The organism is Acinetobacter sp. S-1, from assembly GCF_059579785.1.
The window spans coordinates 3,557,478-3,583,092 of the sequence record NZ_CM184207.1 but is presented as its reverse complement, the minus strand read 5'-3'; the positions used below and the strand labels follow the sequence as shown (position 1 = coordinate 3,583,092).

At 40.0% G+C, this 25,615-nt stretch carries 26 protein-coding genes; 16 read left to right on the top strand and 10 right to left on the bottom strand.

Going from position 1 to position 25,615, the window contains the following annotated elements:
- The first annotated feature begins 30 nt into the window (after window positions 1–30).
- The 5 genes from AC52J8_RS17170 (at window position 31) to AC52J8_RS17150 (ending at window position 6,938) form a co-directional block, all read left to right on the top strand.
- The gene (locus AC52J8_RS17170; RefSeq protein ID WP_057084826.1) at window positions 31–498 is read left to right on the top strand and encodes a YchJ family protein; all 468 of its coding nucleotides are present in this window, start codon (window positions 31–33) and stop codon (window positions 496–498) included.
- Between the two features lie 45 nt (window positions 499–543).
- A complete protein-coding gene (locus AC52J8_RS17165; RefSeq protein ID WP_002121256.1) occupies window positions 544–1,188 on the top strand; it encodes a trimeric intracellular cation channel family protein in 645 nt (214 codons plus the stop codon).
- A gap of 82 nt (window positions 1,189–1,270) precedes the next feature.
- Window positions 1,271–2,590, top strand: a complete 1,320-nt coding sequence (gene niaP, locus AC52J8_RS17160; RefSeq protein ID WP_068930527.1) for a niacin transporter NiaP — start codon at window positions 1,271–1,273, stop codon at window positions 2,588–2,590.
- 151 nt (window positions 2,591–2,741) lie between these two features.
- Complete coding sequence (gene parC, locus AC52J8_RS17155; RefSeq protein WP_086398710.1) at window positions 2,742–4,961, top strand: DNA topoisomerase IV subunit A; 2,220 nt, start codon at window positions 2,742–2,744, stop codon at window positions 4,959–4,961.
- A 297-nt stretch (window positions 4,962–5,258) separates the two neighbouring features.
- On the top strand, window positions 5,259–6,938 hold the full coding sequence (locus tag AC52J8_RS17150) for a long-chain-fatty-acid--CoA ligase (protein WP_002121274.1): 1,680 nt from the start codon (window positions 5,259–5,261) through the stop codon (window positions 6,936–6,938).
- Between the two features lie 40 nt (window positions 6,939–6,978).
- On the opposite strand, the gene AC52J8_RS17145 is transcribed toward AC52J8_RS17150, so the two are convergent.
- Window positions 6,979–7,371: a hypothetical protein gene (locus AC52J8_RS17145; protein ID WP_014208156.1), complete on the bottom strand. Its 393-nt coding sequence runs from the start codon at window positions 7,369–7,371 to the stop codon at window positions 6,979–6,981.
- 106 nt (window positions 7,372–7,477) lie between these two features.
- On the opposite strand from AC52J8_RS17145, the gene AC52J8_RS17140 reads away from it, so the two are divergent.
- Window positions 7,478–7,876 (top strand): MAPEG family protein, encoded by a 399-nt coding sequence (locus AC52J8_RS17140; RefSeq protein WP_002121258.1) that lies wholly within the window; start codon window positions 7,478–7,480, stop codon window positions 7,874–7,876.
- A 127-nt stretch (window positions 7,877–8,003) separates the two neighbouring features.
- Window positions 8,004–8,528 (top strand): inorganic diphosphatase, encoded by a 525-nt coding sequence (ppa, locus tag AC52J8_RS17135; protein ID WP_002121243.1) that lies wholly within the window; start codon window positions 8,004–8,006, stop codon window positions 8,526–8,528.
- Window positions 8,529–8,634: 106 nt separating this feature from the next.
- On the opposite strand, the gene AC52J8_RS17130 is transcribed toward ppa, so the two are convergent.
- On the bottom strand, window positions 8,635–9,930 hold the full coding sequence (locus tag AC52J8_RS17130; RefSeq protein WP_086398709.1) for an OprD family outer membrane porin: 1,296 nt from the start codon (window positions 9,928–9,930) through the stop codon (window positions 8,635–8,637).
- 736 nt (window positions 9,931–10,666) lie between these two features.
- On the opposite strand from AC52J8_RS17130, the gene AC52J8_RS17125 reads away from it, so the two are divergent.
- Both AC52J8_RS17125 and AC52J8_RS17120 read left to right on the top strand, forming a co-directional pair.
- Window positions 10,667–10,855: a hypothetical protein gene (locus AC52J8_RS17125; protein WP_086398708.1), complete on the top strand. Its 189-nt coding sequence runs from the start codon at window positions 10,667–10,669 to the stop codon at window positions 10,853–10,855.
- Between the two features lie 38 nt (window positions 10,856–10,893).
- Entirely contained in the window at window positions 10,894–11,706 is an 813-nt protein-coding gene (locus tag AC52J8_RS17120; RefSeq protein ID WP_017385855.1) for a TorF family putative porin, read from the top strand.
- Window positions 11,707–11,747: 41 nt separating this feature from the next.
- On the opposite strand, the gene AC52J8_RS17115 is transcribed toward AC52J8_RS17120, so the two are convergent.
- Together AC52J8_RS17115 and AC52J8_RS17110 are read right to left on the bottom strand one after the other, a co-directional pair.
- Window positions 11,748–12,626, bottom strand: coding sequence for a dihydrodipicolinate synthase family protein (locus AC52J8_RS17115; protein WP_086398707.1), 879 nt, complete (start codon window positions 12,624–12,626; stop codon window positions 11,748–11,750).
- 15 nt (window positions 12,627–12,641) lie between these two features.
- Window positions 12,642–13,418, bottom strand: a complete 777-nt coding sequence (locus AC52J8_RS17110; RefSeq protein WP_086398706.1) for an aldolase — start codon at window positions 13,416–13,418, stop codon at window positions 12,642–12,644.
- A 111-nt stretch (window positions 13,419–13,529) separates the two neighbouring features.
- Here AC52J8_RS17110 and pdxR point away from each other — a divergent pair, with 111 nt between their 5' ends.
- Entirely contained in the window at window positions 13,530–14,963 is a 1,434-nt protein-coding gene (gene pdxR / locus AC52J8_RS17105) for a MocR-like pyridoxine biosynthesis transcription factor PdxR (RefSeq protein WP_086398720.1), read from the top strand.
- A 14-nt stretch (window positions 14,964–14,977) separates the two neighbouring features.
- On the opposite strand, the gene AC52J8_RS17100 is transcribed toward pdxR, so the two are convergent.
- Together AC52J8_RS17100 and AC52J8_RS17095 are read right to left on the bottom strand one after the other, a co-directional pair.
- Window positions 14,978–16,465 carry a YifB family Mg chelatase-like AAA ATPase gene (locus AC52J8_RS17100; RefSeq protein WP_086398705.1) on the bottom strand — a complete coding sequence of 496 codons (1,488 nt, stop codon included), beginning with the start codon at window positions 16,463–16,465 and terminating at the stop codon, window positions 14,978–14,980.
- 65 nt (window positions 16,466–16,530) lie between these two features.
- Window positions 16,531–16,758, bottom strand: a complete 228-nt coding sequence (locus AC52J8_RS17095; RefSeq protein ID WP_086398704.1) for an accessory factor UbiK family protein — start codon at window positions 16,756–16,758, stop codon at window positions 16,531–16,533.
- Window positions 16,759–17,036: 278 nt separating this feature from the next.
- Between AC52J8_RS17095 and glnK the strand changes: the two genes are divergently transcribed.
- From glnK to AC52J8_RS17065, 6 genes are all read left to right on the top strand, one after another.
- A complete protein-coding gene (gene glnK / locus AC52J8_RS17090) occupies window positions 17,037–17,375 on the top strand; it encodes a P-II family nitrogen regulator (protein WP_000780326.1) in 339 nt (112 codons plus the stop codon).
- Window positions 17,376–17,432: 57 nt separating this feature from the next.
- The gene (locus AC52J8_RS17085) at window positions 17,433–18,827 is read left to right on the top strand and encodes an ammonium transporter (RefSeq protein WP_005079483.1); all 1,395 of its coding nucleotides are present in this window, start codon (window positions 17,433–17,435) and stop codon (window positions 18,825–18,827) included.
- 158 nt (window positions 18,828–18,985) lie between these two features.
- On the top strand, window positions 18,986–19,444 hold the full coding sequence (gene nrdR / locus AC52J8_RS17080; RefSeq protein ID WP_000543541.1) for a transcriptional regulator NrdR: 459 nt from the start codon (window positions 18,986–18,988) through the stop codon (window positions 19,442–19,444).
- A gap of 15 nt (window positions 19,445–19,459) precedes the next feature.
- Window positions 19,460–20,545 carry a bifunctional diaminohydroxyphosphoribosylaminopyrimidine deaminase/5-amino-6-(5-phosphoribosylamino)uracil reductase RibD gene (gene ribD / locus AC52J8_RS17075; RefSeq protein WP_086398703.1) on the top strand — a complete coding sequence of 362 codons (1,086 nt, stop codon included), beginning with the start codon at window positions 19,460–19,462 and terminating at the stop codon, window positions 20,543–20,545.
- On the top strand, window positions 20,542–21,834 hold the full coding sequence (locus AC52J8_RS17070; protein WP_002121221.1) for a DNA adenine methylase: 1,293 nt from the start codon (window positions 20,542–20,544) through the stop codon (window positions 21,832–21,834). The genes ribD and AC52J8_RS17070 overlap by 4 nt, the downstream gene beginning before the upstream one ends.
- 43 nt (window positions 21,835–21,877) lie before the next feature.
- On the top strand, window positions 21,878–22,537 hold the full coding sequence (locus AC52J8_RS17065; protein WP_086398702.1) for a riboflavin synthase: 660 nt from the start codon (window positions 21,878–21,880) through the stop codon (window positions 22,535–22,537).
- A gap of 59 nt (window positions 22,538–22,596) precedes the next feature.
- Here the strand turns inward: AC52J8_RS17065 and AC52J8_RS17060 are convergent, their stop codons facing one another.
- The 4 genes from AC52J8_RS17060 to AC52J8_RS17045 form a co-directional block, all read right to left on the bottom strand.
- The gene (locus tag AC52J8_RS17060; RefSeq protein WP_002121224.1) at window positions 22,597–22,815 is read right to left on the bottom strand and encodes a hypothetical protein; all 219 of its coding nucleotides are present in this window, start codon (window positions 22,813–22,815) and stop codon (window positions 22,597–22,599) included.
- Between the two features lie 132 nt (window positions 22,816–22,947).
- A complete protein-coding gene (gene blhA, locus AC52J8_RS17055) occupies window positions 22,948–23,586 on the bottom strand; it encodes a cell division protein BlhA (RefSeq protein ID WP_002121184.1) in 639 nt (212 codons plus the stop codon).
- A gap of 38 nt (window positions 23,587–23,624) precedes the next feature.
- Window positions 23,625–24,032, bottom strand: coding sequence for a DNA polymerase III subunit chi (locus AC52J8_RS17050; RefSeq protein WP_002121193.1), 408 nt, complete (start codon window positions 24,030–24,032; stop codon window positions 23,625–23,627).
- Complete coding sequence (locus tag AC52J8_RS17045) at window positions 24,025–25,473, bottom strand: leucyl aminopeptidase (protein WP_033851247.1); 1,449 nt, start codon at window positions 25,471–25,473, stop codon at window positions 24,025–24,027. Before AC52J8_RS17045 ends, AC52J8_RS17050 begins: the two co-directional genes overlap by 8 nt.
- Window positions 25,474–25,615: the final 142 nt, after the last annotated feature.

The following is a 25,615-nucleotide window of genomic DNA, read 5'->3' as shown; positions in this document are numbered from 1 at the left end:
GAGCTATTTTTTTTATTTGAGAAGCACTAAATGACCCAACAAATTTGTCCATGTGGAAAAGGCAGCTATACCCAATGTTGTGAGCCTTTACATTTAGGCACAGCCAAAGCACTAACGGCAGAGCAGCTTATGCGTTCACGTTATAGCGCTTTTGCATTACAGCAAATTGATTATATTGTGCAAACGACCGCTTTAGGTCAGCAAACAGTACTTGATAAAGATGCTATCGCAGAGTGGAGCAAACAAAATCAGTGGTTGGGTTTAGAGGTGGTTAACGCCAACGAAAAATTAGATAAAACCCATGCACGGGTTGAGTTCAAGGCTCATTATCATGATGGGCAAAAAGCCCAAATTCACCACGAGGTTTCACATTTTGTTTATCACCAGCAAAAATGGTTTTTCCTCGACCCAACGGTCGATATGCAGGTCACCATGAAACAACCTTGTATATGTGGTTCAGGAAAAAAATTTAAGCAATGCTGTGCACAATTTCTGTAAGTTTATCTTAAAATACGCCCACTGTTTGGCCTGAGGGAAAGGGCGATGTTACTCACCGTTATTTATATTATTGCGATTACTGCGGAAGCCATGACAGGAGCATTGTCTGCTGGTCGACGGAGTATGGACTGGTTCGGTGTCGTACTGATTGCCTGTGTAACTGCTTTGGGTGGTGGTTCTGTGCGCGATGTATTACTTGGTCACTATCCTTTAACTTGGGTAAAACATCCAGAATATTTGGTTCTGACCTGCTGTGCTGCATTTGTCACGATTATTATTGCCAAATGGATGCGTCATTTACATAACATCTTTTTGGTACTTGATGCTTTAGGCTTGATTGGTTTTACAATTATTGGTTGCCAGATTGCCTTACAAATGGGGCATGGTTTTGTCGTATCAGCAGTAGCTGGGGTGTTGACTGGAGTATCTGGTGGTATTTTACGTGATATTTTATGTAACGATGTCCCGTTCGTTTTCCGCCGTGAACTCTATGCGAGTATCTCTTTTGTGGCAGTCATCTGTTACTGGGTTTGTCAGGATTTAGGATTAAGCCTAGAGTTAACCGTTATTTCAACTTTAATTTTTGGCTTTACCTTACGTCTGATTGCAATCTATTTTGGCTTAGAAATGCCTAAATTTATTTATAAAGATGATGATGCAGAATCGGCTTCTTCAACTGACGAACATTAATCATGCAGAATTCGATGTGAGCATGATATAACAATTAAATATATTGTCTTGCTCACTTATTTTTTCCAGTAGAGTTTTTCCTATGGATCTGGTTTCACGTATACAAAATCTTCCAATTGGCAAATTTCACTACACATTACTGTGGGTGGTTGGTTTAGGTTGGATGTTTGATGCGATGGACACCGGTATCATTGCTTTTATCATGACAACGCTTGTTAAAGACTGGGTATTAACGCCAGCAGAAAGCGGTTGGATTGTGAGTATCGGTTTTGTAGGAATGGCTATTGGAGCTGTTTGCTCAGGAGCTTTAGCAGACCGCTTTGGCCGCAAGACAATATTTGCAGTTACCATGGCCATCTATAGTATTGCGACTGCCTTATGTGCCTTTGCTCCAGACTTAAAGTGGTTATTAATTTTCCGTTTTATTGTTGGCCTTGGACTTGGTGGACAGTTACCCGTTGCAGTGACATTGGTGAGTGAATATATACCTGCCCATGTACGTGGTCGTTTTATCGTCCTACTCGAAAGTTTTTGGGGTTTGGGCTGGTTAGTTGCTGCACTCATTTCTTATTTTATTATTCCTAAATTTGGTTGGCACATTGCATTTCTTATGGGTGGCCTCCCACTGATTTATATTTTAGTAATTTGGAAAAAACTCCCTGAATCCATACCTTACCTGATTAACCGTGGACGTGTTGAAGAAGCACATGCATTGGTTCAAAAATTAGAAGCTCAAGCAGGCGTTCAAATTGTTCACCATATTGAAGTCGTGCCTGTAGCCATGCGACAAAAAGTCTCTTTTAAACAACTTTGGAGTGGTCAATTCGCTCGCAGAAGCTTAATGCTTTGGCTCATCTGGTTTGGAATTGTGTATTCCTACTACGGTATCTTTACGTGGCTGCCAAGTTTATTAGTGAAACAGGGCTATGACATTGTTAAATCTTTTGAATATGTTTTGCTTATGATTTTGGCGCAGCTACCAGGCTACTTGGCAGCGGCATGGTTTGTAGAACGATTGGGTAGAAAAATTACACTTGCTGCATTTATCGGGTTTTGTGCCTTATCTGCATATTTCTTTGGACAAGCCGATAGTGTAAATAGCATTATGTTTTGGGGTTGTCTTATGTCCTTCTTTAATTTGGGTGCATGGGGAGTGTTATATACCTATACACCAGAGCAATATCCAGCCAACATTCGGGCTTTTGGTTCGGGCTGGGCATCGGCAATGGGCCGTTTAGGTGGAATTTTGGCGCCGATAGTCGTCACTCATATGATGGTTTCCAAAAATGGGTTTAGCCATGTTTTTATGATGTTTACTATTGTTTTACTTTTGGTTGCAGCTGTAATTTTAATATTAGGTGAAGAAACACAAGGTAAAAGACTAGAGTCGATAGGTCTCTAGTTTGCCTAACTTTATAGCAAGTAACTAAAAATATAGAGAGATGAGACATAATTTGACGCTCAGGTGACAGAGTCCCTCTTGTGTCTGTAACATAGCCCACTTAGCATAAGACTCACTTAAAATAACGACTGATTTGGAAGATAAGCTGACTATGACCAGCCTTGCGCATCAAGCGACAGAAAACCGCTCTGTAGCCGAATTTACTGAACAGGCTTACCTGAATTATGCCATGTACGTCATTATGGACCGTGCATTGCCACATATCAGTGATGGCTTAAAACCTGTACAGCGCCGTATTGTCTACGCCATGAGCGAGTTGGGCTTAAAAAGCAGTGGTAAGCCAAAAAAATCGGCCCGTACTGTAGGTGACGTACTAGGTAAATATCATCCGCATGGTGATTCGGCATGTTATGAAGCCATGGTGTTGATGGCTCAGCCGTTTAGTTATCGCTATCCTTTGATTGAAGGTCAAGGGAACTGGGGTTCACCAGATGATCCTAAATCGTTTGCTGCGATGCGTTATACCGAGGCAAAACTTTCTGCCTACAGTGAGTTATTACTAAGTGAGTTAGGACAAGGCACGAGTGAATGGCAAGATAACTTTGATGGTTCATTAAAAGAACCGATTACTTTGCCAGCACGAGTTCCTAATATTCTGCTGAATGGTACAACTGGTATTGCGGTTGGTATGGCGACTGATATTCCGCCACATAATTTGCGTGAAGTGATTAAAGGAACAATTGCCTTAATTCGTAATCCGCAAACATCAGACGAGAAATTGGCTGAATATATTCCAGCGCCAGATTTACCAACCAAAGCTGAAATTATTACTCCGCCTGAAGAATTACTCAAAATCCAGACGACTGGACGTGGTAGTTACCGCATGCGAGCGGTTTATACCATCGAAAAAAATGAAATCGTGATTACCGAATTGCCGTATCAAGTATCGGGTTCTAAGGTGATCACTCAAATTGCCGACCAAATGCAGGCCAAAAAGCTACCATTAGTGGTGGATGTGCGTGACGAGTCGGATCATGAAAACCCAACACGACTCGTGATTGTACTTCGTTCTAACCGTATTGATGCTGAAGCGGTGATGAGCCACTTATTTGCTACTACCGATTTAGAATCAAGCTACCGCGTTAATTTAAACATGATTGGTGAGGATGGTCGTCCTCAGGTTAAGTCGATTCGACGTATCTTGCTTGAGTGGATTGAGATCCGTAAAAAAACGGTTACTCGCCGTTTGGAATATCATTTAAACCGAATTGAAAAACGTCTACATATTTTGGCAGGCCTTTTAATTGCTTATCTCGATATTGATACGGTTATCCGTATTATTCGTGAAGAAGATCAGCCTAAACCTGTATTGATGGATCATTTCAAAATTGATGAGATACAAGCAGAAGCAATTTTAGAACTCAAGTTACGCCATTTAGCAAAACTTGAAGAGATGGAAATCCGTCAAGAACAGGATGAACTCTCAGCAAAAGCAGCGATTATTCGTGAACAATTAGAAAACCCAGAATCTTTAAAAAATCTGATTATTGGTGAACTCAAAGAAGACGCGAAAAAGTTTGGTGACGAACGCCGTTCTCCAATTGTTGCACGTGCTGAAGCTGTTCAGATTAGAGAACAAGATTTAATGCCGGCTGAAGCAGTAACGGTAGTTTTATCTGAGGCGGGATGGATTCGTGCTGCAAAAGGTGCGGATGTTGATGCAGAGAATTTAAACTATCGTGCTGGTGACCAATATTTAAGTCATGCGGTGGGTAAAACCAATCAACGAATTTATTTCCTTGATGAGACAGGGCGTAGTTATGCCTTGCCTATTAGCAGTTTGCCATCAGCAAGAGGTTTAGGAGAGCCATTAAGTTCGAAGCTTGCTCCTGCAAGTGGAGTCGCATTTATTCAGGTCTATTTAGATGATGACGAGTCAGAACTTATTGCTGCTAGCTCATCAGGTTATGGCTTTAAAACTCAAGTCAAACAGCTAGATACCAATGCCAAGGCAGGAAAAAGCTTCTTGTCGGTACCTGAAAAGTCAAAAGCACTACCGTTAATATCTGCCCAAAACATGACACATTTGGCTGTACTCAGCTCAGCAGGTCGGCTCTTGATTATTGATTTATCAGAACTGCCAAATTTAAATAAGGGTAAAGGTAATAAGTTGATACAACTTGAAGCGAAAGAGCAGATTTTATCCATGACAACCCTGAACTTAGATGAAATAATTCAGGTGGTTGCAGGTCAACAACATCTAAAATTAAAAGGTGAAGATCTACAAAAATACATGGGTAAACGAGCTTCAAAAGGTCACCTCTTACCACGTGGATATCAAAAAGCAAATAAACTGTTGATTCAGAGATAAAGCTAGCGTCGGGCAACATAAATACGCTATATATGGCAATAAGTTCAAGCAATGAACTGAACTTATTGGTATTGAATAACGATTAAAAGGGCAGCAATTTGGAGTACGCAATTTGTACTCCATGCAAAAAATTTGGCAGGGTCAAATTGTCAAAACTTCTGTCTCATAATCTTGTTCGAAAGTGTCATGAATGTGCCAATAAGTTTTAAATATGTTCTGGCACCAAGAAGCTAAAGAATAGCTGGGGCATTGAATAACAGTTATTACTAAGGATTACGAATCGGAGATAATGGCATTATGGAAAAGATTTGGTTTGCAGAATACCAAAAAACAGGGATTCCAGAAACAGTAGCATTGCCTGCGGAAAATACCTCTCTTGTTGATATTTTTGAGAGTAATTTCCAAAAATTTGGTTCTCGTGATGCCTTTATCTTTATGGATAAAGCGATGTCATTTAACGAGTTGGAACTTGCAAGCCGTAAGTTCGCGACCTATTTGCAAAATTTGGGGTTAGCAAAGGGAACTCGTGTGGCAGTGATGATGCCAAACGTATTGCAATATCCTGTAGTTGCATTAGCTGTGTTACGTGCAGGCTTAGTATTAGTGAATGTAAACCCACTTTATACTGCGCGTGAGCTTGAGCATCAATTAAATGACTCGGGTTCAGAAGTGCTCGTTATTATCGAAAACTTTGCCAGTGTTTACCAAAGCATTTTAGGTAAAACTCCTGTGAAGCATGTTGTAGTTGCGACAGTAGGAGATATGCTTGGTACGCTTAAAGGTACATTAGTAAATTTTGTATTACGTAAAGTACGTAAGCAAATTCCTGCTTGGAATATTCCAGGGTACGTTAAATTTAATACAGCATTAAATAAAGTAAGTCCGAGTAATTATAAGCGTCCAAATTTAACTTTAAGTGATACTGCCGTGCTTCAATATACGGGTGGTACTACAGGTGTTTCAAAAGGTGCGGAATTAACACATCTTAATTTGGTTGCCAACCTTTTACAGTGTGATGGTATCTTCCAAAGTAAATTTGGTGCAAATGATGGTGCTAAAGGCGACCGTATTGTTTGCGCATTACCGCTTTATCATATTTTTGCGTTCATGGTTTGCGCGATGTACGGTATGTATAAAGGTCAGGCAAATATCTTGATTCCAAACCCACGTGATTTACCAGCGGTAATTAATGAATTACGTAAATATCAGCCATCATTCTTCCCAGCAGTAAATACATTATTTAATGCTTTAGTAAATAATGAAGAATTTAAACAACTTGATCATAGCAATCTAAAAATGGCGATGGGTGGTGGTATGGCAGTTCTACCTTCTACAGCAGAAGCGTGGAAGAAGATTACTGGTACAACCATTATTGAAGGTTATGGTTTGTCTGAAACTTCTCCTGTAGCGACTGCAAACCCTCCTGCATCTACTGAATTTAGCGGCACAATTGGTATTCCATTACCTTTAACAGAAGTTGCTATTTTAGATGATGATGGCAAAGAAGTTGCCTTAGGTGAGCAAGGTGAAATCTCTATTCGTGGTCCTCAAGTCATGAAAGGCTATTGGAAGCGTCCTGATGAGACTGCGAAAGTCATGACTGCAGACGGTTTCTTCCGTACGGGTGATATCGGTGTTATGGATAGCCGTGGATATACTAAAATTGTAGACCGTAAAAAAGATATGATTTTGGTTTCTGGCTTTAACGTTTATCCAAGCGAAATCGAAGAAGTTATTGCTAAACATCCAAAAGTATTGGAAGTTGCAGCAATTGGTGTTCCTGATGAAAAATCAGGTGAAGTGCCAAAACTCTTTATCGTGAAAAAAGACCAAAGCTTAACGACCGAAGAAATTTTGAACTTTGCTAAAGAAAACTTAACAGGTTATAAACGCCCTCGTTATGTTGAGTTTATGGATGAATTACCTAAATCAAACGTAGGCAAAATCTTACGTAAAGACTTACGTAAGCCAGCCTAAAAAGTTAATAAAAAAGCGCCTTAGGGCGCTTTTTTTGTTTTTACATTTTGTTGTGGCTCTTCATAAACCAGCGGTCTATGTAAGGACGACCAATTCCCACCATCCCAACAAAAACTAGCATTGTGCCCAATTGTAAACGTAGATGAGTTAAATCGAGCTGACCATAACTTAAATAATTATCTGCTAGGCAATATAGGGTAATCACAATTAACCAATGCCATAAAGGAAGTCGTTTAATACCGACTGCAATAAAAGTAATTGTTAAAATAACAAAGGTGCCTAATGTCGATTGCCAATTTAGATTTGCACAAATCACACTCAATAAAAAAGCGACAATAGGAAGTACGATTTTTAATATACGGTCTACCTGAAGTTGATTTTGTTTTTGCTTCTCTAAGACTTCAAACAATTCTTTTTGATCAGGTTGTTGCATACATGGCCCTATTAATCAGTGATGACAAGTGATTGCATAAAATTTCAGGTAAAAACGCAATGTTATGATAGCATGATCAACAGTATTTTCAGTGATGGATGGCACTATGCAGGGCATCAGCGGCATTATCTATATTATTTTAGTGGCATGTTTGCTGCCATACGCATTTACCGTAATTGCAAAATTTACAGGTGGTTTTCAGCCCGTCGATAATCAAAACCCGAGAGCTTTTTTGGCCAAAACAACAGGCCTTGCTGCTCGCGCTAATGCCGTACAACAAAATAGCTTTGAAAGCCTACCTTTATTCTTAACTGCTATTTTAATGGCTGAATATATGGTTGTTCCGGAATATTTCATTCTGAGATTAGGTTGGGCATATATTATTTTAAGAGTTATTTATGGCATCTGCTATTTAAGTAACTGGGCAACTTTACGCTCGATTGTTTGGTTCTTATCGATATTGTGTCCAATCTTTCTGTTAGTGGTCACGATAAAACTGACTTGAGTGTCATTCTGTCATCATTCATATCAACTTTCGCGTGTGCCCATTGTATAATCGGCATCATTTTGATGATATCCACGCTATAATCGAGTGGATTTTACATCTGACTTCATAACGAAAGAGTATTGATATGAGTTACAGCAATATCCCAGCAGGTAAAGATGCGCCAAATGACATCTATGTCATCATTGAAATTCCTGCAAATGCAGCACCAATTAAATATGAAATCGATAAAGATTCTGATGCATTGTTTGTAGACCGTTTCATGGGTACAGCAATGTTCTATCCAGCGAACTATGGCTATGTTCCAAATACTTTGTCTGAAGATGGCGATCCACTAGACGTACTTGTTGTAACTCCACATCCTGTTGCTGCTGGTTCTGTAATTCGTTGCCGTCCAGTGGGCAAATTAAACATGGAAGATGACGGTGGTATTGATGCGAAATTAATCGCTGTTCCACACGAAAAATTATCTCCACTTTACAAAGACGTGAAGGAGTATACAGATCTTCCTCCGTTATTGATTAGCCAAGTTGAGCATTTCTTCAGTCACTATAAAGATTTAGAGCCAGGTAAGTGGGTAAAAATCAGTGGTTGGGAAGGTGCTGATGTTGCTAAAGCAGAAGTATTAAAAGCAATTGAAGCTGCTAAATAAGCTTTAATTGATAAGCTTAGAATGTCTGAATTGATATTTTGAGCTTAATAAAAAACCTACATCTGTTGCCAGACGTAGGTTTTTTTATGCTTGATAGATTTGTGAATTAGAATAATTTCACAGGAATATCAAGGAAAATACGCCATTCGTTCGTATCACCGATGTAAGCATTGGTTTGATAAGCATCGCTTGCACGGTAGTATGAGTTACGAATACGAAGGCTTGCATCTTTAGCAAAACCACTTTGAACTGTATATTTCACTTGGTTAAAGAACTCACGTTCCTCAGCATCATCAGTTAAGCCTTTAACTTTGATGTCCCAACCATATACAAATGCAGTTGTCCAGTTCAGACCAGGTAATACACCTAATTTACCAAAGTCAAGACTGTACTGAATTTGAGCAGATTTTTCATCGTTACCGATGAAATCAGACAGGTAAGAGTTTGGCAAATAAATACTTTGACCGCCGTCAGCATTTTCACCATAGTCATAACCGACATTACCACTGTTTTGTTGGTAAGCAACCATGATGTTATGTGGACCAGTATTATAGGCTGTAGAGATTGCCCAAATATTGTTTTTACGATTAGATAGGTCATCAGTAGTTTGTGAATAAGTAGAAGCACCTTCATCAAACTTAGTGTGATACCCACTGAAATCGTAAGTTAATGAGCTGTCATTAGCCAATGGTTGTTTATAGTTTACATTAACGTAGTGACGTTCAAGTTTATCTTTACTATCTAAACCATAGTAAGATGCATTTAAATTATCATCAAACTTGTATTTAGCACCCCAAACAATTGCACGGTCAAGACGACGACCATCTGTGTTCACTTGGTCCGAATATTGGTTCTTAGTGAATTTACCAGCAATTACTTCTAAATCTTTAATTTCATGGCTCGTTAATAACGTACCTGTAAAATACTCAGGTACTAAACGAGCTGTGTTACTTGCAAGAACAGGTAGGTCGAGTACTTGAGTACCGTAACGTACTGTTGTGTTCGAGAAACGTGCTTTTACGTTACCGCCACCACGAGCCCAGTGATCATAAGCATCACCAGAGTTTTCTTTACCGTTCAATGTTTCGCGTGGAATCATGTTATTACCAGCGTTATTATTTTCGCCGATCTTAAATGAACCGTCACCAACAACGCCTACACCGAAGCCAACAATACCAGGGGTAAAGCCAGAATCAATATTTATGATTGCTGTTTGAGCAAATGAACTGGTGTCATCTACGCCATTTTTTTTGTCACGGCTGATGTAACCTGTACGGAAGAGAATAGAACCGTTCGCATCTTCAACAAATCCTTTTGCCTCACTTTGCTCGCTTGCCTGAGCTGAGGAAATTATTGCCGCAGAAATGAGAACTGCTAATGTAAGTTTTTGTGCTTTTAGCATATTTAAAGAACCTCATAAAAACGATAAATCCTGTGCCTTGTTATTGTTCAGGGCCTAGGATTTCCATCAATTGTATAAGTAATCTGTAAAAAAGATATATTTTTGTTCATTTTATTTTATATATGCTATGCAGGATTTGATTAATGTGGTAGGGGTTATTTAATAAATTTATAATTCGTCTTTTATACTTAATTTATTGTTTAAAATAAAAAAAGTAATTTAATTTTTAGTGGATTTTTACCATTTATTTTATATTTAAAGTTAAAAAAATAGTTGATTCTTGTGTTTATTTTTTACTCTTTTTTGTTGGATATGTTTACTTTTTAATCTTATTTTAAGTTTCTTTTTTCATCATTTTTATTTTTATACCCTTTAAATTGTTACTATATAACGTTATTTTAAAAATGGAATGTACAAAAATAGATCACTATAGGCGGTCAACAAAATATGTTTAGGTTGATCAAATTTAGTGCAACACATTGCTTATATTTTGTGCATTACTCTTTTTATCCATATTATTGCTTAAAAAAGACCCAAAATAGTACATCTACTTTAAACAAGTAATAAATAAAAAAATCCAATGAGTAGAAATGCGCAATCACAGATCATTACAAGCACTGTCCTCCAGAAATTTACATACTTTTTATATCTCGCTTCTAAGTTTAAATAGAAAATTTATGTGCAACAAATGAATACTTCACGCCTCGCTCATTAATTTCCGATAAGGGGTTCTCGTATGTTTAGTATTTTTTATCGCATAAGAATTTTATTTTATCACTATGTTTTTTATAGATATCTTTTTATAAAAATTACCCAGAAATTTTATAATAAAGTGAGTTTGATCTCAAAATTAATGAAGAGCACTGATAGCAAATTCGTACTTGGCACAGCAATTGCTAAAGCTCAAGTAACACAATTTGTTTAATTCCTATAAATCGTGCGTTCATTGTGGGGGAGATCAAAATGATGAAATTTGCACTTAAGGCAGTAACTCTTGGTATCTTTGCAGCAGGGTCAACTATGGCTATGGCTGAAGATGCTCCATCTTTTTATGGAATCACGGCAACAGGTAGTGTGGCAGCGACCACAGACTACCGTTTCCGTGGTGTTACCCAATCGTCAAATAACCCAGCTATTCAAGGTGGGTTCACCTTTTCTCATAAGTCAGGTGCTTATGTTGCGCTTTGGGGTTCAAGTGTAGACTTTAATACACCTGGCGTTTCAACTGAAACCGATATCTCTTTAGGTTATACAAATACATTAAAATTGTCTGATACGCTTGCACCAACTTATGATGTGGGTGTAATTCATTATGGATACATTGGTTCTGACTCAAAATTTACTAACCCATACAATGGTGATACTGGCTTCGACTTCACCGAATTTTACGGAAAATTAACGTTTGCAGACTCTTTGTTTAAAGGTGATGCACTTAGTGTGGGCGTAAGCTATTCAGATGATTACTGGGGCCACTCTGATGAGTTCTGGTATTTCAACGTCGGTTATTCAGCACCAATTGCAGATACAGGATTTACTGGACTTGCTTCAGTTGGTTATAACAAACTCAAAAACAAAGACTCTTTACTTGTAGTTGCGGGTGGGCCAGGTGAAGACGATAGCTATATCGATTATAAAGTCGGCGTAAACTATAACATTTTAGGTATTGTCGCTGAGCTAGATGTTGTTGGTACAGACATTAGTACTTCTGGTATGACTGATGCTGGTAAGAAACCTTATGACACAGGCTTGGTGTTTAGTTTAACTAAAACATTCTAAGTTTGAGTTTTAAAAAAGCGGGTGAATAACCCGCTTTTTTATTAGTTTTCTATTTCAGAAAGTAGCTGTTTTAACTGGTTAAGCTCAATATCCGTAGCTTTAGATAATGGCTTGCGTGGTAAGCCCGCAGAGACACCTTTTAGTTGTAAACCAGCTTTAATCGTTTTGGGTAAACCACCATTTACAATAAAGCGTAGTAGAGGAAGTTGCTGATAAAATGACTTCTGAGCCTGTTCTAATTCACCATTTTTTACATGTTCAATAAGCTGTTGAGGTCGTTGACCTAATAGGTTCGGTGCTGCTGTACACCAACCGCTTGCTCCAGCACATAAAGCTTCTAAAGCTAGAGGGTTACACCCGTTATAAAATGGAAGTTCACCTTTTGATAATTCTTGAATTTTATGCATACGCTGAATATCGCCGCTACTTTCTTTCACCATCGTAATATTTGCAATGCTATTAAACATACGCACAATTAACTCTGGAGACATATCAACACCGCTAGTCGCAGGGTTGTTATAAATCATAATTGGTAGTGTGGTCTCTTGGGCAATTGCTTGATAATATTCAAAAATCTCTTGGTCTGTTAGCTTCCAATAAGATATAGGAATCACCATGAGTGCATCTGCACCATAGCTTTGCGCGACTTGGGCTTTTTTAATGGCTTGATCAGTCGTGAGTTCTGAAATTCCAATAATGACAGGCACGCGTTTATTAATACTTTCAATTGAAGTTTTTGCGACTAAGCACCATTCATCCCATTCAAGATAAGCGCTTTCACCTGTACTGCCTAAAGGCGCAATTGCGTCGCAGCCATTTGCAATCAGCAAATCCAGCATTTGTTTTAAAACAGGAAGATTAATGGTGTTGTCATCAGAAAATGAGGTAACAGGGTAGCCAATAATGCCGTTTAGTTTCATGGTGAAAGTCTCTTTTTAAATACAGTCAGAATGTTTTTTCAAAGCTTTACGTGCGTAGTAGGCAAAGTTCACTTTGTTGCGTTTATCGGTAGACACCCAATCATGAGCTTCTGTTGCTAAAGCATGGGGGATGGGCTGGATTTGTCCGGCAGACATGGCTAGCAGTTGCAGTTGAGCTGCTCGTTCAATTAAAAGAGCCAAGTTGCAGGCTTCTTCAATGGTTTTTCCTGTGACCAATTGACCATGATGAGACAATAAAACAGCGCGGTTTTTACCCAGAGTAGAAGAAATCAAAATACCTTCTTCATTACCTACAGGGACACCTGGCCAATGACCTACAAATGAGCAGTCTTCGTAAAGTGCGCAAACGTCCATTTGGGAAACCATAAGTGGAACCTGTAGCATCGATAGAGCCGCTACATGAGTCGGATGCGTATGGATAATGCAATTCACCTCTGGGTGTTCTTTATAAATCCATGTGTGAAAACGATTGGCTGGGTTTGCCATTCCTTCTTGATTGATGGGTTCTAAATCTTGATTCACCTCAAGTAAATTTGAGGCAGTAATTTCATCAAAACCTAAACCAAAACGTTGGGTAATAAAGGAGTCTTTATTTTCACTACGGCAGGTAATTTGGCCTGCTAAACCAGCATCATGGCCATGGTCAAATAAAATACGACAAGTGAGTGCAAGCTTTTGACGATCAGTTAAATCTGAGTCGCTAATCCACTTTTGCATGTCTTGCTGTGCATGTTGCATCAGGTCTTGTTTGTTTACAGCAGCAGTCTTCATCTCTTCTCCAGTCCAGTTGACCAAATTAAGTAGGTGAAGGCAGAATAGAAAATAGCTGGATGAATCAATACATCCAGTTTTTATAAGTTGTATGGTCCAGATGGGGTGGATATGCTAAGACCTTGGCAAGTACATTTTCGTATCGATGAAAGAGAAGAAAAAACGGTTTTTCTAAAACTGACTAACTTGATTAGTCAGGAAATTTTAAGTGGCCGTTTAGTGCAGGGGACTATGCTGCCAGGGTCTCGTAGCCTGTCAAAAGAACTAGGAATTAATCGAAAAACCGTACAAGCAGTCTATGAAGAGTTAGAGGCACAAGGGTGGCTTGTGACCCGTCCCCGAAAAGGCACATTTGTGGCGGATGTTTTGCCGGAAAAACAGCTTCAAATAGAGCCAGTATCTGAGCGAACAGTTAATGATAAACCAATCACTCAAGAAGTGATTCAACGCCCACATAACGATGGTGTGCCAGATCCGAGGCTTATTCCCTACGAACTATTTTCGCGGGCATACCGGCATGCACTGATTAAAATTACGCAAAACCAGTACATGGGATATGGTGACCCACGAGGGATGGTTGAGCTAAGACAGGCTTTACAACAAATGTTGTCAATGGAACGTTTTATGAATGTTGCTGAAGATGAGATTTGTATTGTACGTGGTAGCCAGATGGGAATTTTTCTTGCCTCTCGAGCATTACCCAATCGGCAGGGAGTTATCGTTGTTGAAGAATTATATTATCCATCTGCTTTTAAAGCATTTCAGTCAAATGGCTTTCAAGTGGTTTCTGTTAAATTAGATGAACAAGGTATTGTCATTGACGACCTAGAACGGATTTTACAAGAGCACTCAGTTGCTGCCATTTATACAACTCCGCATCACCAATATCCTACAACTGTCACCATGGCCATGTCTCGCCGTCTTCAACTCTTAGAGCTTTCAAAAAAATGGGGGTTTTATATTATTGAAGACGACTATGACCACGAATTTCATTATGACAGCCGGCCTATGCCACCCTTAGCAAGTTTGCCTCATTCTGAATTGGTCATTCATGTGGGCTCATTATCAAAGGTCTTCGCACCCGGTATTCGCTTGGGATACGTCGTGGCATCGTCAATAATCATTCAATCGATTACAGAAGATATTCTATTGATTGATCGGCAAGGCAATAACATTACGGAACTTGCTTTAGCAGATTTAATGCAGCGAGGGGAAATCAAGCGGCATATCCGTAAAATGAAAAAAATATATCAACTACGCCGTGACCATGCCTTAGCTGAGTTCCATCGAGTTTTTGCTGAGACTGTTCAGATACAACCACCTGCAGGTGGAATGGCCTTATGGGCGAAATTCCAGAAAGCATTTACTCAAGATCAGCTTATAAAATTAAAAGAACTTAACATTGATACAGAGCATAAGTTTAAACAGGAAGAATGTGCTAATTATTGTATCCGTTTTGGCTTTGCGGCTTTATCAGAGAAAGAAATTACTTCTTTAATCGAGACTTTAAATGAAGCTCTTAATAAAAGAACAGCGGACTCATAATCCGCTGTTTTATCTTAAGAATGATTGCCACGATAAGAGAGCGCTTCTGTGAGATGAGGACTTTGGATCATCTCACTTTGCGCCAAATCGGCAATGGTACGAGCAACCCGTAAAACACGATGATAAGCACGAGCCGACAGATTCAAACGTTGTTGAGCCATCTCAATCATTCGTTGAGAAGTACTATCAAGTACAGCATATTGCTCAAGTTGTTTCGGTGAAAGTGCTTGATTTAAACAATCTTGTCTTTGCATTTGTTGTTTATAAGCATAAATCACACGCTGTCTTACAGCCGTAGAGTCTTCAGCAGGCGTTGGATCTTGCAGTTCTTGAGCTTTTAAAGGCGGTACATCAATATGTAAATCGATACGGTCAAGTAATGGTCCCGATATACGGTTTTGATAGCGCTTGATACTCTCTGGCGAACATTGGCAACGACTGTCTTGATTAAAAGCATAACCACATGGACAAGGGTTCATTGCTGCAATGAGCTGAAAGTTTGCAGGATAAGTAATTTGCCGAGCTGCACGTGAAATAATGATTTCTTTTGACTCAAGCGGCTGACGTAAGACCTCTAGAACTTTTCTGTCAAACTCGGGGAGTTCATCTAAAAACAAAACCCCTAAATGAGATAAGGTAATTTCACCCGGTTTAGGATGTGAACCGCCCCCAACTAGTGCAATCGCTGATGCTGTATGGTGGGGCGCGCGAAATGGGCGCTGTCCAAAGGTATGTGGTGTATTTGAAATAGAATAAATACTCGCGACTTCAAGCGTTTCCTGATTAGAAAGCGGTGGCAAAATTGAAGGAAGACGTGAAGCGAGTAAAGTCTTACCTGTACCTGGTGGTCCTTTAAAGAGCAGCGAGTGGCCGCCTGCGGCGGCAATTTCTAGTGCGCGACGGGGACGTAGCTGACCTTTTACATCTGCCAGATCAAATTTATAACGCATTTGGTTTGAGGTCGTTGCAGGTTCAATCGAAGATAGTGATTTTATGCCCAAGAAATGATCACAAACTTCTTTTAAATGGCTCACTGGATAAGATTCAAGATTCGGTAAATGGCTAATATCCTGACTGTTATCGAGAGGTAAAAGCATTTTATGCTTGGCCTGTTGACACGCCATTGCCAAAGTTAACGTGCTTGGCACTGGCCTTACATGGCCATCTAAAGCTAATTCACCAATTAATTCAAAATCTTCGGCACAGTTTTCTGGGAGCTGGCCAGATGCAATTAAAATACCTATAGCAATAGGTAAATCTAGACGTGATCCATCTTTGGGCAAATCTGCTGGTGCAAGATTAATGGTCAGCCGTTTTGTTGGAAATTGAAATCCACTATTAATAATGGCTGAGCGAACTCGGTCTTTACTTTCTCTTACCGCCGCCTCTGCTAGGCCGACAATAGTAAGAGAAGGTAAGCCTTGACTCACATGTACCTCGACCTCAATCAGAGGTGCATGTAAACCTAAAAGTCCCCGTGTATAAATTTTAGAAAAAGACATCTTATTGTTCCATTATGGTGCTTCATTTTTAATCGTTGTAAAGTATAAATGCGCTACGTTGGTGCTTATTTTTTATTCTTTAAAGTTTCTTCTAACAAACTTACTTGTTTTTGTAGCTCTTCTAAACGTTGATTGGCTGATTGAAGTGCAGTCTTTTGACGGTTGATCTCTTGTTTGGAAACAAGATCCAACTTTTCGACCGCTTCATTTAATAATGCACGTAAATTTTTTTCCAAATCTTTTTTAGGCTCATCAATTTGTTCCAGAATGGCCTGTAGCAAAGTTTCTAGCATGAAATATCCAAAGTGTTGTATTACCTTATGCTTTACAGTTTAACACTGCTTAAGCGCTGGATATAGGTTTCAATTTTTTTAGTGCAAATAGATCATTAAATCAGCATATAACACTACTGAAAATTCATTTTATTTTTGATAGCTCATCTACATCTTGCTCACTAAATAGGTTATAAAGAAAGTTCATGCAAAAGATTCATTTCCCTCAACCTTTGAAATATTGGCATGAAAATTGAACATAAAACCTTACTGGTGAAAAGAAGCCGAAGGAAACAAACATGAAGCTTGTAACTGCAATTGTAAAACCGTTTAAATTGGATGACGTGCGTGAAGCACTCTCTGACATTGGTGTACAAGGGATTACCGTAACTGAAGTTAAAGGTTTTGGTCGTCAAAAAGGGCATACTGAACTCTACCGTGGCGCGGAGTATGTGGTTGATTTCTTACCTAAAGTAAAAATCGAGATTGCGATTAGTGATGAAATGGTCGACGCAGTAATTGAATCAATTACACGTGTCGCAAGCACTGGAAAAATCGGCGATGGTAAGATTTTTGTGACTAACCTGGAACAAGTAATCCGTATTCGGACGGGTGAAACTGGACCGGATGCTGTCTAAATTGGCACAAAGCTTGCTGAGTAGAAAATAACTCGCAAATGAGGTTGGGGGACACGAATGAAAAAAATGCTTATGGCGCTCAGTCTATCAGGCGCTCTTTTGGGTGGTACTGCCGTTTGGGCAGAAGAAGCTGTAACAACGCCAACATCGGAAGTTGCGGCTGCATCAACATCTCCAGCTACTGCAACTACTGCAGAAGCACCAGTTGCTGAAACTCCAGCAGCTCCAGCACCGACACCTACGCTTGATACGGGTGATACCTCTTGGATTTTAGTTTCAACCGCATTGGTTCTATTAATGACCATTCCGGGATTGGCTTTATTCTACGGCGGTATGGTACGTAAAAAAAATGTACTCAGTACGATGATGTTCAGCCTTTCAGCTGCAATCTTGGTAAGTTTGCTGTGGGTGATTGCTGGTTATTCAATCGCGTTCTCTGGCACAGGTGCATTTTTTGGTGATTTGTCTAAAGCAATGCTAAACGGGGTGGCGTTTGATGCATTGAGTGGGACAATTCCTGAAAGTCTCTTTGTTATTTTCCAAATGACTTTTGCCATTATTACAGTTGCGATCCTTAGCGGTTCTATCGCAGACCGTATGAAGTATTCAGCTTTCATGGTGTTTATTGCAGTTTGGGTGCTCGTTGTTTACGCACCAATTACCCATTGGGTGTGGGCTGCAGATGGCTGGTTATTTAAAGCAGGCGCATTAGATTTTGCTGGTGGTACAGTTGTACATATCAACTCAGGTGTTGCAGGTCTAGTTGCTGCTTACATGCTTGGAAAACGTATTGGCCTTGGCCGCGAATCTATGGCTCCGCATAACCTGACTTTAACTGTAGTGGGTGCAAGCTTACTTTGGGTGGGTTGGTTCGGCTTTAACGGTGGTAGTGCTCTAGGCGCTGGTGCTCGTGCAAGTATGGCAATTTTAGTAACTCAAGTTGCTGCTGCCGCTGCTGCATTCTCTTGGTTAGTTGTTGAACGTATGATCCGTGGTAAAGCATCTGTATTAGGTGGTGCTTCTGGTGCGGTAGCTGGCTTAGTTGTGATTACACCAGCAGCAGGTTTTGTTGGAGTAGGCGGTGCTTTAGTGATGGGCCTTATTGGTGGCGTAGTGTGCTTCTGGGGTATTACAGCACTTAAACGCTTACTTAAAGCCGATGATGCTTTGGATGCGTTTGGTTTGCATGCGGTAGGTGGTATTGTCGGTGCGATTTTAACTGGCGTATTCTACAGTGACGAAATTATTAAAGCAGCCAACGTTGCATTAGCTCCAACATTCGCTGGCCAATTATGGGTACAAGTTGAAGGCGTATTGGCAACCATGGTTTACAGCGGTATCGCGACTTTCGTTATTCTTAAAGTGATTGATCTTGTGATTGGTATCCGTGTTAATGCTGATGATGAACGCATGGGTCTGGATTTAAGCCAACATGGCGAACGTATCGAATAATCATTAACATATCTGTCTTAAAAGAACAGTCTTGCGCTGTGATCAAAGCGATGCTTTGATCTTGCTCAGGACTGTTTTTTTGTCTTATAGAATGCTGGTTCTGTAAGTGTAGAAATTTTGCTACACTAGCTCAAAGTAATCGACCCTATAAATCCGCTATGCATTGTCCATTTTGCAACGCCGCAGATAGTAAAGTCATCGATTCACGTTTAGCCGCCGAAGGCTGTCAGATTCGTCGACGTCGTGAGTGTGTAAGTTGCGGTGAACGTTTTACCACTTTTGAAAGCTATGAAGTGGTAATGCCCCGTGTGATCAAATCGAATGGAAAAAATGAACCTTTCGATGAGGCCAAATTGCGTCGTTCGTTAATGCATGCTTTGCAAAAACGTCCGGTCACACAAGAGCAGATCGAAACAGTTTTAAGTGATATTCAGTTGCAGATTCGCCGTTTAGGTGAGCGTGATGTGAAATCTAGAACAATTGGTGAAATCGTCATGCAATCTTTATTTGCCCTTGACCATGTTGCTTACGTCCGATTTGCTTCTGTCTATCAAGATTTTCAGGATGTTGAAGCGTTTCGCCGTCAAATTGAGCAAATGCAACAACGTGAACACTAATCATTTGAGATTTTTATGTCTGAGTTGAAACAAGATCAGTATTGGATGCAGCAAGCCATTGAACTTGCCAAACGAGGACTATATTCGACCAAGCCTAATCCAAATGTTGGTTGTGTGATTGTCAAAGATGATCAGTTAATTGGCCAAGGTTTTCATCCTAAAGCGGGTCAGCCACACGCAGAGGTTTTTGCCTTACGCGAAGCGGGTGAACATGCACAAGGTGCAACAGCTTACGTTACGCTTGAACCATGTGCACATTATGGCAGAACCCCTCCTTGTGCCGAAGCATTGGTGAAAGCTCAAGTTAAAAAAGTAGTGGTTGCTTGTCCTGATCCAAATCCATTGGTGGCGGGTAAGGGTGTTCAGATTTTAGAAAATGCCGGAATTGAAGTAGAAGTTGGCATTTGCGAAGATTTAGCATCAGAACTTAATCAAGGTTTTTTAAAGGCAATGTCTACAGGCATGCCTTATGTACGTTTAAAGGTAGCCTCAAGTTTAGATGGGCGTACTGCAATGGCATCAGGTGAGTCGAAGTGGATTACTGGTTCGGTTGCGCGTCAAGATGTACAACATTGGCGTGCCATTTCCGGAGCAGTGATTACAGGTATTGAAACTGTGATTGCAGATGATTGTCAGCTTAATGTGCGTTCACTCAATAATTTTGATATCAAGACAGTTGCTCAGCCAAAACGTGTTGTTTTAGATCGCCAAGGACGTTTACCACTTAACGCTAAGATCTTAGAGAATCCTGAAACTGTGATGGTGATGGGGCCTTATCGTCAAGAACTTGCTGATTTAGGCGTGATACAATTAGAAATTCAGCCTTTAAAAATGCTATTACAGACCTTATCTAAGCAACATCAAATTTATGATGTGCTGGTTGAAGCTGGCGCAACATTGTCTACTGCCTTTTTGCAAGAAGGTTTGGTGGACGAATTGATCAGTTATATTGCCCCGACCTTATTGGGGAAAAGTGCAAGGGCCATGTTCAATGCAGAGTTTGAATATATGGCAGAGCAACTTCGTTTTACACTTCTTGATGTGACACAAATTGATCAAGATATACGCTTAAGGTTAATCCCTACGCAAGAGAAAGTATGAATTCAGAGCCTTCGGTTTATCACAAACGTCGTCATGCAGCCCGTACGACAGACGAATATCTTTTCCATCAGCTTGTGCCGTACTTGGGTAACAAGCGCCGATTGCTCCATCTAATTTTAGAAGCCCTTGAAATTACAGGGACACTGAATAGCAAGAAAAAGAATCCACCGATTTTTGCCGATTTCTTTGCCGGCAGTGGCGTTGTATCTCGTTTAGCACGTCAAAATGGTTACCGAGTCATTGCAAACGACTGGGAACCTTATAGTCATGCTTTAAATCATGCAATTTTAGCCTGTGTAGATGCACCTGCTTTTAAAGAACTGGGTGGCTATCAAAAGGCAATCGATTATTTAAATCGCTTACCTGAAGTTAAAGGTTGGGTAACGCATAACCTTTGTCCACGCAACGATGATGTATACGATCCAACTCGTGACCGTTTATTCTTTAAACGCCGTAACGGTATGCGTATCGATGCAATTCGTCAGCAGATTGCAACATGGCAGGCACAAGGTGCAATTAATGATGTAGAGATGAGTGCTTTACTTGCGCCATTGCTCTATTCAGCTAGTTTTGTCAGTAACACGAGTGGTGTATTTAAAAGCTTCCACCAAGGGTGGGGCGGACGTACTCAAACTGCGTTAGAACGAATTGAATCATTACTTTGGTTAACACCGAGCCGTTTTTGTGAGATTGGTGATCGCAAACGTCCGGCTGCTGAAATGTGGTGTGTAGATTCACAGCATCTAGCAAATCAAATGAGTGGTTTTGAGGTTGATGTTGCCTATCTCGATCCACCATATAACCAGCACGCATATAGTAGTAATTACCACGTTTTAAATGCATTAACTTTATGGGATCAGGTTGATTTACCTTCACCAGATACTAAAGGTTATAAGAGTGGTATTGATAGAGCATGGCGTAAAGAGCGTCCGAGTCCATATAACTCTTCTAAACATGCAAAAGATGCATATGAGAAATTACTCTCAACGATCAATGCGCGCTATATTCTGACCAGCTATTCAACTGATGGTAATATCGAACCGAAAGATTTACTTATGGCCAATCTGGAACGAGGCAAAGTGACCTTGTTAACACAAGATGTTCCGCGTTATCGAGTGAGTAAACAACGACAGTCTGAACGTGCACGCGTGCTTGAGTTTATTGTGATTACTGATACTCATGCTAAGTCAGGACCACCATTACGTCAGTTATTAGGCCAGCTTTACCACTTCGCCGAGCTAGGTGGTGTAGATACCTCAGGCAATAGTACACAGCTCGCACTTTGGTAAGCGCTGCAATTTAAGCAGTGTAAAAAGATTTGGAGATTGAGCCATGTTTACAGGCATTATTGAAAGTTTAGGTAAAGTTGAAAGCCTGCAAAGTGTAGGTGGTGATGTACGTCTACGTATTCAGACTGTTCTGGATATGTCTGATGTACATTTGGGTGATTCGATTGCAACCAATGGTATTTGTCTTACAGTGATTGAATGGGGCGATAACTGGTACGCGGCAGATGTTTCTCGTGAAAGTTTAAATCGAACGACTTTAGGTAACTGGAAAGTTGGGCAACGTGTCAATGTTGAAAAGGCAATGTTACCGACAACGCGCTTTGGTGGGCACATTGTAAGTGGTCACGTTGATGGCGTAGGTGAAATTACCGTAGTGCGTGAAGACGCTCGTTCAATCTATTATGAAGTTACAGCACCGACAGAACTTGCTAAATATTTGGCGGAAAAAGGCTCTGTAACCGTTGACGGAATTAGCTTAACGATTAACCACTTGCGTGGAAATATTTTAAGCTTGAATTTGATTCCGCATACTGCAGAACGTACCAATATTGGAACGTGGCAAGTAGGCAGTAAGGTCAACCTTGAAGTCGACGTGTTGGCGCGTTATATCGAGCGTTTATTGCTAGGTGATAAAGCAGCTGAGCAAAAAACTGAGTCAAATATTAGTATGGCTTTTTTAGCTGAAAATGGTTTTTTAAAATAAAAGCCAGATCATCAAAATAAAAAACCGGACATATGTTCCGGTTTTTTTATTTTTAAAAATTAATGCTTAGTCAGAGTAACCGAATGTGTGCCGACCCATGGTTTAGTATGCTGAGTACGTGTAATTGAAAACTCACCTTTTTCCGACGCTCGTGTCAGCAAAATTGAAAGCGAATTAAAGTCGTTATGACTCATATAAAGTTCTTGTGCTGAAAATGTCCATTGCTCACCCTGATTAAGCTGCTCAAGTTGCTTTGAAATCTGATGTGGAATGTCCATTTCTTACCCTCATTAATTATCTTAAAATCGCTACTTTCTATTCTCATAATCAATTGATCTACAAGAATAATATTTATGTCTATTTTGTGACATATAGGTGTCAGTTTTATGACAGAAGAAGTTTTAAAAACTTTACTTCTCTATTTTTTCATCAGAAAACTTAGAGTTCTTTAAAATGTATTCAATTTCTTCTTGAGCTGCCGAATGTAGTTTGGCTCGGAAAGCCGTTACAGACTCTTCAATTAGGTTTTCAGCTTCAAGTTCTAAACGAATGCGTAAACTTTCAAGCTCAGATAAGATTTGATCATCGGTAATACTAAGTTTTACGCCAGCAGAGTAATTGACTGCTGGTGTTTCAGGGTTTTTCTGATAACGTGCAGTTTGTTCTGCAACTTCTTGTTCTAAATGACTACGTAATGTCTGTAATGTTTCAGTCTGTTCGTTAAACTTGCGAATTTCGTCTGCTTGCAACTCCGCAGCATAAGCAGCTTCTGATGCACGTTTGTCAGCAAGCGCTTTTTCTAAAGCGAGCTGACGACGGATACGTGCTTGCTCAATAAGCTCTGCCTTAAGGTCCGCGTAAGCTTGTTCAATTTTTTGCTGCGATTCTAACTGCGCTTTTTCGTCATTTAAAACCCAAAGCTGAATAGGGGTTTGGGGTTCTAATAGGTCGCAAATACGTGCCAGATCCTGTTGATAGGCATGACGGACAGCTTCAGGCGCATTTAACCATCTTTTTTTAAAATCTTGCCCGACATTTAATGCCACCATGCTTCTCCTTTGTTCAACAGTATTTACATTTTAGCGCGTTATAATTTAAAGGTCCGCGGTTCTATACCCAAACGGCGATACATTTTAAATTTTTCTCGACCAATTTGCTTGGCTGTTTCATTATTTTCAACAATTTCTATAATGTGGCTAAAATGATCAACTTGTTCAAGTGCATGATTGTTAAAATTAAATACTAACAAGCCTTGTTCAAGCGGTTGTTTAGCCGAAATACATACAGCAGCTTCAGCTTGATCAATCCCATGCGCAATGAAACTTGCAGGGTCGAAATCCCATAATCTTTCATCAAGAGTTTGTTGTAGCTGCACATCTGGGCAATACCACCAGATTTTAGGATGCTTCTGCAAAATCTTTCGGCATAAACGGCAAGCACTATCGACTTGCCGTTCTTCACTAGTTTCAAACAGATAAAAACTAACTTTAGCCATTCGTATTTACACGATTCGCTAAAAATTGCATGAGTAATGGTACTGGACGACCTGTTGCACCTTTAGCTGGACCAGATAACCACGCTGTTCCTGCTACATCTAAATGAGCCCAACGGTACTCACGTGTAAAGCGCTCAAGGAAACATGCTGCCGTAATCGCACCGCCGTATGGACCGCCGATGTTTGCAATATCAGCAAATGGTGAATCAAGTAATTCTTGATAATCTTCAATGACTGGCATACGCCATACACGGTCAAATGATTGCTCACCCGCTTGTTGAAGTTCAGCTGCTAAAGCATCATCTGGTGAGAACAAACCACTCAGTACTTTACCTAAAGCGACTACACATGCACCAGTTAATGTTGCGATATCAACCACAACTGCTGGGTTGAAGCGTTTGATATAGGTCAATGTGTCGCACAGTACCAAACGACCTTCTGCATCGGTATTTAAGATTTCAACTGTTTGTCCGCTCATGGTTGTCACAATATCACCTGGGCGAGTTGCTTTACCTGATGGCATGTTTTCTGCAGCTGCAATTGCTCCAACGACATGAATAGGAAGTCTTGCCTCGCATAGCGCGCGAATAGTACCTAGTACAGAGGCTGCACCGCACATATCGAACTTCATTTCATCCATGCCTAGGCCTGGTTTTAAAGAAATACCGCCTGTATCAAAAGTAACGCCTTTACCAACAAGCACAACAGGCGCTTGGTCAATTCCAGCTTGGTATTCGAGTGTTACGATACGACCCGGACGTTCAGATCCTTTGCTGACTGCAAGAAAAGCATACATACCTAAATCAGCCATTTGCTGTTCATTTAAGACAGTTACTTTGAGTAAGTCAGGGAATTCTGCAGCTAAAGCTAATGCTTGTTCTGCCAAATATTCAGGGAAGCAAATGTTACCTGGACGGTTTCCAAGGTCACGTGCATACGACTGACCAGATTGTACGGCATGCACTAAAGCCAGTTGTTTTTCATCGAGGCTCGTTGTTGAACTAATTAAATCAACCTGTTGTAACACAAATTCATTTTTTTTCGATTTAAACTCATCATAACCATAAGCTGCTTGAGTTAAGCTTAAAGCGAATAAATAATGGTATTCGACAGGTAACGCAGCAATATCAATTGCGATATGCTTAAATTTATTTTGTGTCGATTTGATAATGGTTTGGGCAAGTTTAGCGAGCTTAACCGCCTGAAGTTCGGCTGTTTTTCCTAAGCCAAGTAATTGGCTATGAGGTTGATTTGAAACTTGCCCGAATAAAGGCAGAGTTTCATTGAAGTTGCCTTTGAATTGGGTGGCAGTAAGAACGCTTTCTAGGTTATTGATTTGATATGTGTTGATGTTGCTTTGTAGCTGTTCTGAATCAACTAAAACCCACAAAGATTCATTAGATGTCTGTTCAGGAAAAGTTGTATAAGTTGTAAATTTCATGGCTGCCGTGATTGCCTATAGAAAGTTATGTTGGATTAAAACATTGAAACACTTTCAAGCATAGCGTTGCAATGTGCGGTTTTATATTTTTAACATTCGGGTAAACTAGCACACGTCCCGATTAGCCTTTTGGAAGTATTAC